At 69.0% G+C, this 12,900-nt stretch carries 11 protein-coding genes; 8 read left to right on the top strand and 3 right to left on the bottom strand.

Annotated features, from left to right (window positions below; translation table 11 throughout):
- Window positions 1-111 precede the first annotated feature (111 nt).
- A complete protein-coding gene (locus ABT009_RS46655; RefSeq protein ID WP_351309310.1) occupies window positions 112-1,266 on the top strand; it encodes an NAD(P)-dependent oxidoreductase in 1,155 nt (384 codons plus the stop codon).
- Window positions 1,267-1,316: 50 nt separating this feature from the next.
- The gene (locus tag ABT009_RS46650) at window positions 1,317-1,721 is read left to right on the top strand and encodes a carboxymuconolactone decarboxylase family protein (RefSeq protein WP_351309302.1); all 405 of its coding nucleotides are present in this window, start codon (window positions 1,317-1,319) and stop codon (window positions 1,719-1,721) included.
- Between the two features lie 166 nt (window positions 1,722-1,887).
- On the opposite strand, the gene ABT009_RS46645 is transcribed toward ABT009_RS46650, so the two are convergent.
- Window positions 1,888-3,372 carry an aldehyde dehydrogenase family protein gene (locus tag ABT009_RS46645; RefSeq protein ID WP_351309299.1) on the bottom strand — a complete coding sequence of 495 codons (1,485 nt, stop codon included), beginning with the start codon at window positions 3,370-3,372 and terminating at the stop codon, window positions 1,888-1,890.
- A gap of 491 nt (window positions 3,373-3,863) precedes the next feature.
- Here ABT009_RS46645 and ABT009_RS46640 point away from each other — a divergent pair, with 491 nt between their 5' ends.
- The 5 genes from ABT009_RS46640 to ABT009_RS46620 all read left to right on the top strand — a co-directional run bounded on the left by ABT009_RS46640 (window position 3,864) and on the right by ABT009_RS46620 (window position 8,704).
- Window positions 3,864-5,150, top strand: a complete 1,287-nt coding sequence (locus ABT009_RS46640; protein ID WP_351309307.1) for an MFS transporter — start codon at window positions 3,864-3,866, stop codon at window positions 5,148-5,150.
- Window positions 5,147-5,896, top strand: a complete 750-nt coding sequence (locus ABT009_RS46635) for an N-acyl homoserine lactonase family protein (protein WP_351309296.1) — start codon at window positions 5,147-5,149, stop codon at window positions 5,894-5,896. Before ABT009_RS46640 ends, ABT009_RS46635 begins: the two co-directional genes overlap by 4 nt.
- A gap of 70 nt (window positions 5,897-5,966) precedes the next feature.
- Complete coding sequence (locus tag ABT009_RS46630) at window positions 5,967-7,577, top strand: class I adenylate-forming enzyme family protein (protein WP_351309293.1); 1,611 nt, start codon at window positions 5,967-5,969, stop codon at window positions 7,575-7,577.
- Between the two features lie 7 nt (window positions 7,578-7,584).
- Window positions 7,585-7,944 carry a Rossmann-fold NAD(P)-binding domain-containing protein gene (locus tag ABT009_RS46625; protein WP_351309290.1) on the top strand — a complete coding sequence of 120 codons (360 nt, stop codon included), beginning with the start codon at window positions 7,585-7,587 and terminating at the stop codon, window positions 7,942-7,944.
- Window positions 7,945-8,089: 145 nt separating this feature from the next.
- Window positions 8,090-8,704 carry an NAD-dependent epimerase/dehydratase family protein gene (locus tag ABT009_RS46620; RefSeq protein ID WP_351309287.1) on the top strand — a complete coding sequence of 205 codons (615 nt, stop codon included), beginning with the start codon at window positions 8,090-8,092 and terminating at the stop codon, window positions 8,702-8,704.
- 100 nt (window positions 8,705-8,804) lie between these two features.
- On the opposite strand, the gene ABT009_RS46615 is transcribed toward ABT009_RS46620, so the two are convergent.
- A complete protein-coding gene (locus tag ABT009_RS46615; RefSeq protein WP_502990105.1) occupies window positions 8,805-9,845 on the bottom strand; it encodes an NAD(P)-dependent alcohol dehydrogenase in 1,041 nt (346 codons plus the stop codon).
- Window positions 9,846-9,886: 41 nt separating this feature from the next.
- Window positions 9,887-11,302: an aldehyde dehydrogenase family protein gene (locus ABT009_RS46610; RefSeq protein ID WP_351309284.1), complete on the bottom strand. Its 1,416-nt coding sequence runs from the start codon at window positions 11,300-11,302 to the stop codon at window positions 9,887-9,889.
- A 395-nt stretch (window positions 11,303-11,697) separates the two neighbouring features.
- On the opposite strand from ABT009_RS46610, the gene ABT009_RS46605 reads away from it, so the two are divergent.
- On the top strand, window positions 11,698-12,867 hold the full coding sequence (locus ABT009_RS46605; protein WP_351309280.1) for a CaiB/BaiF CoA transferase family protein: 1,170 nt from the start codon (window positions 11,698-11,700) through the stop codon (window positions 12,865-12,867).
- The last annotated feature ends 33 nt before the right edge of the window (window positions 12,868-12,900 follow it).

Below are 12,900 nucleotides of genomic sequence, written 5' to 3'. Positions count from 1 at the left end.
TCACTCAAGTCGCGGAAGAAGGAACCTCACGCCGCTCTACAGCGGCAGACCCTGGGCGCGGACGCCGCAGGCGAGGCCCACGATGACTCCACACCGGAACGCCCCACTTGGTTGGTTCGTCATTACGAACCCTGGTCCGTATTTACAACCACGAGGCTAGGGTTGCACCCTGCCGATGTCAACGGACGTGCAGCCCCCGGCGACGTTGACACCCGGACACGCGAGTCCTACCGTTCATTCGCCTATACGGTCAGTCGTTCGCAATTACGATCCAGGTGGCTAGGTGGCCGCGGTTCACGACGACGCCGCCACTGTCCGTTCACCGACGAAAGGACAACCATGAAGGTCGGCTTCATCGGGCTGGGTTCCATGGGCCAGGGCATGGCTCTCAACTTGCGGCGAGCGGGATACGACCTCGTCGTGCACGATCTCAACCGGTCGAGCGGCGCACCGCTCGAGGAGGCGGGGGCGACCTGGGCCGACTCCGTCGCCGAGCTAGCGGGTGCGGTCGACGTGGTCTTCACGTCCCTGCCGGGCCCCGTGGAGATGCGGCAGCTTGGCGTAGGCAACGGAGGGCTGTTGAGTGCGCTCAAGCCGGGTAGCACATGGTTCGACCTGACCACCAACTCCCCCACGGTCGTGCGCGAGGTCCAGGAAGCCTGCCGCGAGCACGACGTCGAGCTCTTCGACGCCCCGGTCAGCGGCGGCCCCAAGGGGGCGCGCTCCGGCAAACTCGCCATCTACGTAGGCGGGGACCGCGGCGCGTTCGACCGCGTGGGTTCGGTCCTCGACGCCATCGGTGACCAGATCCTGTACGTGGGGGAGATCGGCGCCGGCAACACGGCCAAGCTGGTGCACAACTGCGCCAGCATGATCATTCGTTCGGGGATCGCAGAGGTCTTCACCATGGGGGTCAAGGCGGGCGTCGAACCCGACGCTCTCTGGCACGCCCTGCGTCAGGGCGCCATCGGCAGGGCCCGGACCTTCGACCGGGTCGGCGACCGGTATCTGCAGGAGGCCTTCGATCCGCCGTCGTTCGCGCTGGCGCTGGCGAACAAGGACCTCCGGCTGGCCCTGGAGCTGGCCGACCAGTTCGACGTCCCGATGCGCGCCGCCCGGCTGGTCCAGGAGGACTTCAAGGAGGCCCTCGACCGCGGTTGGGGCAACCGTGACTCGCAGACGCCGCTGCTCCTGCAGAACGAGCGGGCGGGCGTGACGATCAAGCTCAGCGCCGAAGAGGTCCAGGCCGTTCTCGACCGCGGCTGATCCACTCTCACTTCCCTGACCACGCGGAACCGGCTACGAGGAGACGACACATGGACACCGCTGACACCACGGACGCCATCGACATCAAGACCACCGGCCGCCGGATCATGAACGAGCTCATGGGTGACGGCTACGTGGAGAAGAAGGACCAGAACCGCAACAGCTTCAACGACGTCATCCAGGACTTCTCCGAAGAAGTCTGCTTCGGCCGCGTCTGGGCCCGTGAGGGCATCGACCGCAAGACCCGCAGCATCATCAACCTCTCGGTACTGACCGCGCTGGGCCGGCCCGCGCAGCTCGCTCATCACGTCGAGGGAGCGATCAACAACGGCGCGACGGTCGCCGAGATCAAGGAGGTCCTCCTCCAGACCGCGGTGTACTGCGGTCTCCCCGCGGCCGGTGAGGCCTTCAAGGTGGCCGAAGGTGTTCTGCGGGCCGGGGGGCACCTCGACTGACCACTCCTCCCGACTCCACGTCAGCAGGGCGGCCGCACATACGCGGCCGCCCTGCTGACGTGGGGCACGAGGTCCCTCACCGAAAGCTGAGCCCACCTTGGCCCACCGTCGGCGCCACCACGACGACAGCGGCGGCGGGCCCCCGCCGCCGCCTCACGAGCCGTACTCAGGCGAGCTGCGACACCACCGACTTGGTCTCGAGGTAGTTCTCCAGGGCCTCCGGGCCGCTCTCCCGCCCCCAGCCTGACTGACGGTAGCCGCCGGCAGGCATGTAGGCCCCGCCCGCACGGTGCACGTTGATCCCGACGCGACCCGCGCGCAGTCGCCGCGCCACCGAGTGGGCCAGCGCACCATCGCGGGTCCAGACGCTGGAGGCGAGACCGTAGGAACTGTCGTTCGCCAGCGCGACGGCCTCGTCGGTATCGGAGAACGGCATGATGCCCAGCACCGGGCCGAAGATCTCCTCACGCATAACGGTCATCGACTGGTCGACATCCACCAGGACGGTGGGCTCGAAGAAGAAGCCCTGGTCCCCAACTCGCTTGCCACCGCTGACGATTCGGGCGCCGTCCTCGATGCCGCGGCCGACGTATCCCGACACCCGGTCGAGCTGCTTCTGGGAGATGAGCGGGCCGAGTTCGGCGGTGGGGTCCGAGCCCGCACCCAGGCGCATCGCGGCGCCGATCTCCGCCACGCCGCGCACGACCTCGTCGAACACGGACTCGTGCACGAACAGCCGCGTTCCGGCAGCGCAGACCTGACCGGAGTTCCAGAAGACCGCCGATGCCGCGCCGGGGATGGCGGCCTTGAGGTCGGCGTCGCCGAACACGATGACCGGGGACTTGCCGCCGAGTTCGAGCGACAGCTTCTTCATGTTGCCCATGGCCGCCTGCACGATGAGACGGCCGACCTCGGTCGACCCCGTGAACGACACCGTGTCGACGTCCGGGTGCTCCGTCAGGGCGGCGCCGGCCGTTTCACCGACTCCGGTGACGACGTTGACCACGCCTGCCGGAACGCCCGCCTCAAGCAGAAGTTGCCCGAGCCAGAGCGAGGTCAGCGGCGTCTCCTCGGCGGGCTTCAGCACACAGGAGCATCCGGCCGCCAGCGCCGGGGCGAGCTTCTTGGCCGCCATGCTCAATGGCGCGTTCCACGGCGTGATGAGCCCGGCGACACCCATCGGCTCGCGCAGCGTGTAGCCCTGGACGCGGCGGTCCGCGGGTCCGAGGTCGATCGTGCGGCCGTGGATCTTGTCCGCCCACCCCGCGTAGTACCGGAACTGGGCGGCGGCCTCGAGGACCATGCTCCTGGCCTGTCCGACCGGGAGGCCGAGATTCAGGCTCTCCAGTCGCGCGAGGTCGTCGGCCTGCTCCCGCATGAGGTCTCCGACGCGCCAGAGCACGGCGCCGCGGTCGGGCCCGGACATGCCGCGCCACCGCCCCTCTTCGAAGGCGCGTCGCGCCGCCGTCACCGCTGCCTCGACAGCCTCCGCGCCGCCGTCGGGCACGGCCGCGATGGCTTCTCCCGTACTGGGGTCGAACACCGGGGTGGTGGACGCCGTCGGACACGTCCACTCCCCGTCGATGAGCATGGGGACGGGTTCGTCGCCCTGGTGCAGCTGTCGGGGCCAGGCAGTCGTGGGTACGGACATCGCTGTCGCCAAACCTTCCAGATGTCACCGCGGCCTGGCTTGAGGCCGCGTCGGTGATCGTCCCGATGCGGAGGAACGCGGACGGCGTCACCGGACCTGATCACGCACGTTCCTAATTCAGAACTATCGATCGCCATTATGAATCGCTTCCGAGGCGGGATGTCAACGCCGCCGGGCGACTCACGGCCACTCCCCCGCCGCCGCCCGGAGTATTGACCGAGACCGATCCGCACGGCTACGTTCCCCATCAGCGGTTCCTAATTCCAGATGCAAGTTCTTATATACGAACCGCACTGGCACTGTGCACCGTCTGCGACCACCCGAAGCGCGCACGGACGAGCCGCCTTTCATCCACCTCGCTCTCAATGACGAGCATTCGAGGAGTCGGTCCGATGGCCACACAACGTCCCCCCGAGGATCTGGCACCCCAACCCCCCGGCCCCGCAGAGCCCCTTGAGACGTCCGCGTCCACGGATGCGAGGCCGGTGAAGATGCGCAAGGTGGCGGCGGCCAGCTTCATGGGCACTGTCATCGAGTTCTACGACTTCGGCATCTACGCCACCGCTGCCGCGCTGGTCTTCGCCGACACCTTCTTCCCGGTGCTGGGCGAGCACGCCGGCACCGTCGTCTCGTACGCGACCCTCGGTGTCGCCTTTGTCGCCCGCCCGCTGGGCTCCATCCTGTTCGGACACTTCGGCGACCGTCTCGGGCGCAAGCGCACGCTCATCGCCACGATGTCGATCATGGGCGCGGCCACCGTACTCATCGGCCTGCTCCCGACCGCGGCCGCCATCGGTGTCGTCGCGCCCATCGCGCTCGTCGTGCTGCGGATCGCCCAAGGACTCGCCGCCGGTGGCGAGTGGGCGGGCGCCGCTCTATTCACCTCCGAGCACTCGCCGCAGGCCCGCCGGGGCTTCTGGGCGATGTTCACCAACCTGGGCGGCGCGTTCGCCAACATCCTCGCGCTGGGGACGTTCCTCATCACCGGCCTCTACATGAGCGACGAGACCTTCGGGGCCTGGGGCTGGCGGCTACCGTTCGTTCTCAGCATCCTGCTCCTCGTCGTCGGGCTCTTCATCCGGCTGCGGATCGAGGAGACCCCTGCCTTCGCAGCGCAGGCCATGCGCCGCCGGGCAGGCGACGGCCTGCCGTTCAAGGACGCCTTCACCCACCAGTGGAAGGAAATCCTGCTCGGCGCGGGCTCGTTGGTCATGGCCTTCTCGCTCGGCTACATCGGCATCGCGTTCCTCACCAACTACGGCACCGCCACGCTGGACCTGCCACGGCCCCAGGTGCTGGGCGCCGGCATGTTCGGCAATCTGCTGAACTGCCTGGCCATCATCGCGGGCGGCATCCTGACCGACCGGTTCGGGCGTCGGCGGGTCCTGCTCATCGCCAACATCGTGGGCATCCCGTGGGCCTTGGCCCTGTTCCCGCTCCTGGACACCGGGGCGCTCGGCGCCTTCTGGCTCGGCATGTCGGTGACCTTCCTGATCGCCGGTGTCGGATTCGGCGTCGCCGGATCGTTCCTGTCCGAGCTCTTCCACACTCGCTACCGCTACACCGCCGCCGGGCTCTCCTACAGCCTGGCCGGCGTGCTCGGCGGAGCCGTCCCGCCGCTGGTGGCGGCGACCCTGATCAGCAGCTACGGCGGCTTCGTCTTCGGCGTCTTCCTCGCCGTCTACTGCCTCGTCGGCCTGCTCTGCACCCTCGCCCTGCGCGAGACCAGCCATCGCGAACTCACCGAGCCGGCACTGCCCGTAGGAGAGGCCGCATGACACTGACCATCACCGCCGTGTCCGTCGGCCGCGTCTTCGGACTCCACAAGCCATCGCTCACCTATGTACGGGGATGGGGCGAGACCCTGGACATCCCGCTCATCATGTTCGTGATCCAAGGGGCCGGCGCCCCCGTGATCGTCGACACCGGCGCCGACTTCGACCGTGCCGTGAAACACCACGGGATCAAGATGGAGCAGACGCCGGAGGAGCGCCCCGAAGCTGCGCTCAGGGAGCTGGGGGTGGATCCTGCGGACGTCGGTGTCGTCATCAACACCCACCTGCACTGGGACCACAGCTCGAACAACCACCTGTTCCCGAACGCCCGCATCGTCGTCCAGCAGCGTGAGATCGACTACGCGAGCAATCCGGTGCCGTGGCACCGCCGTCAGTTCGAGCACCTGCCGGACCTGACGGCCGCGTGGCGTCGCGCCGAGGACAGGCTCGACGCGATCGACGGCAACGCCGAGGTGGCGCCCGGCATTTCAGTGGTCGCGCTTCCCGGTCACACGCCCGGATCACAAGGGGTCGTCGTCGAGGCAGAGACGACGCGCTACCTGCTGGCCGGCGACTGCATCGATCTCTACGAGAACTGGGAAGGCGACGCCGAGGACGAGCACATCCCGTCCGGCTTCTTCACGGACATCGTGGCATACAAGAACAGCCTGGACCTGATCGAGAAGCTCGGGTGCGAGGTCGTCCCGAGCCACGACCCGCTCGTGGTCGAGCGTCGCGAATTCCGTTGAGACATCAAGGTGTTGAGGCATCCGGCCGGAGCCGCTGACTGCGGCCCCACCGTACGAAAGGAGAGGCCTGATGAACGGCACGGTCGCACCCTGGGGGCGCGAGATCGTGGTCGAGCAGGCCGACGGCGTGCCGTATCGCGTGTACGAGCCCCGCACGCGATGCGTGGCATCGCTTCTTGACCATGCCGACCGCTGGGCCGGCCGAGCGCACGTGGTGCAGGGCGATGTCCGGCTCGACTTCGGTGAGCTCCGCGGCGTGGTCCGGCGCAAGGCGGCCCAGTTGCGGCAGCACGGAATCGGTCCTGGCGACAAAGTCGCGCTGTTGGGATGGAACGGTCCCGACTGGGTGGTCAATGTCTGGGCGACCTGGTGGCTGGGAGCCGTTCCCGTCCTGGTCAACTCCTGGTGGAGCACCCGCGAGGTCGAGCACGCCTTCTCGCTGTTGCAACCCCGCGCTGTACTGGCCGACGCCCGGTTGGCGCGCAAGGTGCCTGCAGGCACTCCCACCGCTCCGTGGTCGACGCCCACCACTGTCGACGGGCCGCTGCCGGAGCGCGCCACCGGCGACGACGAGAACGATCCGGCGCTGATCCTCTTCACCTCGGGCAGCACCGGATTCCCCAAGGCGGTGGTGCTCTCGCATCGCTCGATCATCTCGGGCCTGCACGCGCTCCTGGCCGTCACCAAGCGGCTCCCCCAAGACCTTGGGAACGCGCCGGCGAGCGTCGCCCTCCACACGGCGCCGCTGTTCCACGTCGGCGGGGTGCAGACGCTGGTACGCGGGGTGGTGGTCGGCGAGACACTCGTGTTCCCGGAAGGCCGGTTCGAGCCCCATGCCGCGATGGATCTCATCGCGGCACACGGGGTCACCCGTTGGAGCGCCGTTCCGACGATGGTCAGCAGGCTGCTCGACGCCCAGGCGGAGCGGCCGGTCCATCTGGGCAGTCTCCGGTCGCTGACGCTCGGCGCGGCGCCCGCACATCCCACGCTGTATCAGCGCATCCGCAATGAACTGCCGTCCGTGGAGGCGCGGATCGCCACCGGCTACGGGCTGACCGAGAACGGCGGCCAGGCCACGGCGGCCACCGGCCGTGACACACGTGACCATCCCGGTGTCTGCGGGATTCCACTGCCCACCGTCGAGATCTCCTTCGGCGACCGGACAGCGGACGGCGACGGCGAGGTGCTGATCCGCGCGGCATCGCAGATGCTCGGGTACTTCGGCGAGGCCGCCGGCCCGATCGACGCCGAGGGGTGGCTGCACACCGGCGATCTGGGCCACCTGGACGAAGACGGTTACCTGTGGGTCACCGGGCGCAGCAAGGACCTCATCCTGCGCGGTGGCGAGAACATCGCGCCGCTCGCGGTCGAGCGCGCGCTCGTCGGCGTGGACGGCGTCCTCGACGCCGCCGTGCTGGGCCTGCCGCACCCCGATCTGGGCGAGGAGGTGGCCGCGGTCGTGGTCGTCGACGAGGTCACCGCCGACCGACCGGACCTCGACGACTACGTCGCCGGTGCGCTGCGGTCGGTGCTGGCGTCCTTCGCCGTGCCGACGCGATGGCGCTTCCAGACACAGGCGCTTCCCGTCCTGGGCTCGGAGAAGGTCGACAAGCACATGCTCGCCGCCGAACTCACCGCAGGGGACGCGTCGATACACACCCCCGCCACGGCGGGCTCGTAGCAGCGTCATGACGCGCACAGCACTGGTCATCGGCGGTACGGGCCCGACCGGGCCGGGCGTGGTCGGCGGTCTTCTCGAGCGCGGGTACGACGTGTCGATCCTGCACGGCGGCCAGCACGAGGTCGACCTGCCTGGCGAGGTCCGGCACATCCACACCGACCCGCACTGGCCCGACACGCTCGCCGCCGGTCTGGGACACCGGGAGTTCGACCTGGTGGTCGCCCAGCGGGCGTCTCGCGGTCACCTCGCGGGTGCTCGCCGGGCGTACCGCCCGGCTGATCGCTGTCGGCGGGGCGCACGGCTCGCTCGCACATCCCGCCGATGCCCGCTGGGGGCCGCTCGGCCGGCCCGCCCTGCCCCTCGATGACGACGAACACCTCGAACTTGATCCGGATCAGGGCACGTTGGCGTTCAAGATGGCCGCTGCCGAGCAGGCCCTGTTCTAGGCGCACGCGGCCGGCGCGTTCGGCGCAACCCTGCTCGCGTATCCGGTGGTCTACGGCCCTCGCCAGGTGGCACCGCACGAGTGGTGCATCGTTCGGCGGCTCCTCGACGGGAGGCGCCACATCGTCGTCGCCGACGGCGCCGTCCGCCTGGAGAGCAGGCTCTATACCGCCCACGCAGTGCAGGCCGTCCTTCTCGCGGTCGATCACCCCGCGGCAGCTTCCGGGCGGAAGTATGTCGCCACGGACGACAGCGTGTTCACGGTGCGTCAGCGCATCGAGTTCGTCGCCGCCCGGCTCGGGGTGGACGTCGAGCTGGTCGACATGTCTTACGCGCTGGCCACCCCGTGTCACCCGTATTGGCGCCACGGTCCCGATCACCGCCTGCGGCACAACACACGCATCCGCGCCGAACTCGGTTACGCCGACACCGTTCCGGCGGCGGAAGCCCTGGCCGCCACGGTCGACTGGCTCGTGGAGCACCCGCCGTCGCCCGGCGGACCCGAGGAGACGCGCCTCGGCGACCGGTTCGACTACGCCCACGAGGACGAGCTGATCACACAGTGGGAGTCCGTCCGCCGCGGCTGGTCCGACGCGTCGCCCCGCTTCAAGGCGACACACGCCTATCGGCACCCTCGACGGCGTGGCGAGACCTGGAGCGCCGGCACGGACACCTCCTCGTAACGGCAGCTCGCCCCTGGGAGACGGGCCCAGATACGGCAACCACCAAGGCCCTCAGTACCCAAGAGCGGGTACTGAGGGCCTTGGTGGTGTGCGTGCGTCCTCAGGTCGCGGCGATGGTCGCAGTGTCGAGCACGAACCGGTACCGCACGTCACCCGCCGTCAGACGGTCGTACGCCGCGTCCAGCTCCTTCGCCGCGATCACCTCGACCTCGGCCTTGATCCCGTGCTCGGCACAGAAGTCCAGCATCTCCTGCGTCTCGGGCATGCCACCGCTCATCGAGCCGGCCAGCTTCCGCCGGTTGGTGAGCAGGGTGTACGGGTCGATTCTCAGCGGTTCGTCGGGAACACCGAGGTTGACGAACGTTCCGTCGAAGTCGAGCAGTTCGAGATGGGCCGAGAGGTCGAAGTTCGAGGGGACCGTCGACACGATGAGGTCGAAGGAGTCCCGCATCGCCGCCAGGTCACCCGTCGTGCGGAAGTCGTCCGCGCCGAGGCGCTCGGCGTCGGCGCGCCGGTCCTCGGTGAGTTCGAGGACCGTCGTGTGCGCGCCGAGGGCGTGCGAGATCTGCACGCCGATGTGGCCCAGTCCGCCGAATCCGAGGATGCCGACCCGCTTGCCGGGGCCTGCACCCCAGCAGCGCAGCGGCTGGTACATCGTGATGCCGGCGCACATCAGAGGCGCGGCGGACTCCAATGGCAACGTGTCGGGGATGCGGGCCACGAAGCGCTGGTCGGCGACGGTGCGTTCGCTGTAGCCGCCTAGTGTGACCTGCCCGTCACGGCCGACCCCGTTGTACGTCAGCACCTTGCCGCGGCGACAGTAGGACTCCTGTCCCGCCCGGCACACGGCGCACTCCCGGCAGGAGTCGACCAGGCATCCGATGCCGACGTGGTCGCCCACCGTCAGTCCGGTGACCTGGGCACCTACTTCGCGGACGACCCCAGCGATCTCGTGACCCGGGACGATCGGATACCGGGTGTGCCCGAACTCGGCCCGGGCGTGGTGAACATCTGTGTGGCAAACGCCGGCGTAGGCGATGTCCAGCAGCACGTCCGTCGGGCCGACGTCGCGGCGTTCGACGGTGACGGTGCTGAACGGGGCGGTCGGCCCGGTCATGGCCCGGGCCTGTGCGGTGATCAACGCTCACTCCTTTCAAGGGGGTTGGTCTCTGCTTCCGACGCTCAGCTGATGAGGGACTGGTACTCGAGATACTCCTCGATCCCGTACCGGCCCATCTCGCGGCCGATGCCCGAGAGCTTGAGACCACCGTGGGGAGCGCGCATGTCGATGGGGGCGCCGTTGATGCGCACACGCCCGGTGCGGATGCGCCGTCCGATGTCGCGGGCCCGCTCGGGGTCGGCGGACCAGACACCGCCGGCGAGCCCGTAGTCGGAGTCGTTGGCGATCGCGACGGCGTCGTCCGCGTCGTCGTACGGGATGATGACGTTGACCGGTCCGAAGACCTCCTGCCGCGCCAGCGTGTCGTTGTTGGTGCCACTGAACACGGTCGGCCGCACGTAGTAGCCGCGGTCGAGGTGGTCCGGCGCCTCCGGACCGCCCGTGACCAGCCGCATCCCCTCGTCGATTCCCGTCCGGATGTAGCGGCGCACGCGCTCGCGCTGGACGTCCGAGACCACCGGGCCGAGGGTCGTCGCCTCGTCGAAGGGGTCGCCGATGACGAACGTCGCCGCCTTGGCCGCGGCGATCTCCTCGGCCTCAGCGAGCCGCGACCGCGGCACGAGCGTCCGCGAGAGTCCGCCGCAGACCTGGCCCGCGTTGCGGAAGGCGTCGGTGAGCCCGTCCGTGATGGCCTTCTCCAGGTCGGCGTCCTCGAGGATGATGTTGGCGGACTTGCCGCCGAGTTCCAGCGCCACGCGCTTGACCGACTTGGAAGCGAGTTCCATCACTCTGCTGCCGGCGCGCACCGAGCCGGTGAGCGACACGATGTCGATCAACGGGTGGGTCGCGAGCGCCTCACCGATCTCCGGGCCAGGGCCGCTGACCACGTTGAACACGCCGTCCGGCAGCCCCGCTTCGGCGGCGGCCTCGGCAAAGACGAACGAACTCAGCGGCGCGACCTCGGTGCCCTTCAGGACCATGGTGCATCCCGCCGCGAGCGCGGCACCCGCCTTGAGCGTGATCATCCGCATGGGGCCGTTCCACGGGGTGATCGCCGCGGCCACGCCCGCGGGGATGCGCCGCACGATCGTGTCGTCGAACCGCTCCTCCCACAGGATGTCCTTGATGCTCGCCGCGGCGATGCGCAGATCGTTGATGGGGATGGCGACATGGGAACTGCGGGCCAGCGCGATCGGTGTGCCGATCTCGCGGACGGTGGACCGCGTCAGCTCCTCGGCCTTCGCTTCGAGGATGTCGGCGATGCGGTTGATCACCGCAGTCCGTTCCTCGAGTGAGGTGCGTGACCAGGTCTCGAATGCCCGGGCCGCAGCCTGGGCGGCACGGTCGACATCAGTGGTGTGGCCCCGTGGCACTGTCGCGATCGGCTCTTCGGTCGCCGGGTTGACGACGGTGAGCACCCCGGTGCCCGCCGATTCGACCCACTTGCCGTCAATGAAGATCGCGTCCCGCTCGATCACGACTCTCTCCCTCGCGCGAGCACCACCGAGGCCGTTGGAACGCGCATCGCCAGTGATCGCATATACGAACCGGTGTCCCTTATTGCGATTCGGACGCTACAGGCGGCCACTGCGCACGGTCAATGGGCAGGCCAATGCACCCGCCGGAGAGCGCAACGGAAAGCACCCCGAGCCCTCCCATTGACAAGGGAGGCCGGGACGGACCTACCCTTCGCCGTAATGACGTCCTCACTGTCGTATATACGACCCCGCGTGAGATGGTCCCCGCCGAACAAAGCCGACCTCACGCTCAGAGGCAGCCCGAGGACCTCGCCACCCGCACGACAAAAGGAGTCCAGGATGCACATCGCACCGAGTCCACCGAAAGCGCCCCTGCCTGCGAAGACCACAGTCCGGTGAGCCCGGAGACGGATTCAGGCCCACTCACCGGTCTACGTGTCGTCGAGATCGCGGGCCGCGGGCCCGGCCCCTTCGCCGGCATGCTCCTGGCCGACATGGGCGCCGAAGTGCTCCGCGTGGACCGGCCGAATCCGCCGGCCCGGCCTCAGGCGCCCGACCATCGCCTGGAGTTGTACAACCGCGGGCGGCGCTCCGTGATCGTGGACCTCAAGCACGAGCAGGGAGCGGAGATCGTGCTGCGGCTCGTCGAGCAGGCAGACGCGATCTACGAGGGGTACCGGCCCGGCATCGCCGAGCGCCTCGGCATCGGACCGGAGGCATGCCTGCACCGCAATCCACGCATCGTCTACGGGCGCGGGACCGGCTGGGGCCAGACCGGACCGCTGGCCCACACGGCGGGGCACGACATCAACTACATCGCGCTCGCCGGGGCATTGGACCCCATCGGGCGCGCCGGGGGGCCGCCCACGATCCCGCTCAACTTGATCGGCGACTACGCGGGCGGCGGCATGATGCTGGCCTTCGGCATCGTCTGCGCCATGCTGGAGGCGCGCACCTCCGGCCACGGCCAGGTCGTCGACGCGGCCATGGTCGACGGGGCCTCGCTGCTGATGGCCCTCTTCCACGGACGCCGAATGATGGGCACCTGGAACGATGAGCGCGGCACGAACTACGTCGACTCCGGCGCGCCGTTCTACAACGTCTACGAGACCAAGGACCACCGCTACATCGCCATCGGCGCCATCGAGCCGAAGTTCCAGCAGGCGCTGTTCGACGCCATCGGCGTGAACCTCGACGGCATCACCGTGCCGGTCTCGGCGGTGGACCGCACCGACTGGCCCGAACTCGGGCGCCGACTGGAGACGGTGTTCGCCACGCGGACCCGGGACGAGTGGACCGCGTTGCTCGCCGACGTGGACGGCTGCTACTCACCGGTCCTGGGGCTCGGCGAGGTCGCAGACCATCCGCACCACAAAGCACGCAACGACTTTCCGCTCCTCGGCGGGATTCCGCAGCCCGCCCCCGCCCCTCGGTTCGGGCGGACTCGGCCGACGCTCCGGACCGGCCCGCCCGCTCCGGGAGAACACACCCAGGAGGCGCTCGCCGACTGGGGCTTCGGCGCGGAGGACTTGCGCAGGCTCCAGCACGCGCGCGCGATCCGATAACCCGTGCCGCCCACGCGCAAGTCGCCATGCTTG

The sequence above is a fragment of the Streptomyces sp. NPDC002896 genome, from assembly GCF_040295225.1.
Classification (GTDB): Bacteria; Actinomycetota; Actinomycetes; order Streptomycetales; family Streptomycetaceae; genus Streptomyces.
This window is presented reverse-complemented; position numbering and strand designations above follow the sequence as displayed.

What these genes read in the sequence shown, in the direction of transcription:
- ABT009_RS46650 (WP_351309302.1), top strand. Translation starts at nt 1,317, where the DNA reads ATGGACACCGCTGACACCACGGACGCCATCGACATCAAGACCACCGGC.
- ABT009_RS46645 (WP_351309299.1), bottom strand. Translation starts at nt 3,372, where the DNA reads ATGTCCGTACCCACGACTGCCTGGCCCCGACAGCTGCACCAGGGCGAC.
- ABT009_RS46640 (WP_351309307.1), top strand. Translation starts at nt 3,864, where the DNA reads ATGCGCAAGGTGGCGGCGGCCAGCTTCATGGGCACTGTCATCGAGTTC.
- ABT009_RS46635 (WP_351309296.1), top strand. Translation starts at nt 5,147, where the DNA reads ATGACACTGACCATCACCGCCGTGTCCGTCGGCCGCGTCTTCGGACTC.
- ABT009_RS46630 (WP_351309293.1), top strand. Translation starts at nt 5,967, where the DNA reads ATGAACGGCACGGTCGCACCCTGGGGGCGCGAGATCGTGGTCGAGCAG.
- ABT009_RS46625 (WP_351309290.1), top strand. Translation starts at nt 7,585, where the DNA reads ATGACGCGCACAGCACTGGTCATCGGCGGTACGGGCCCGACCGGGCCG.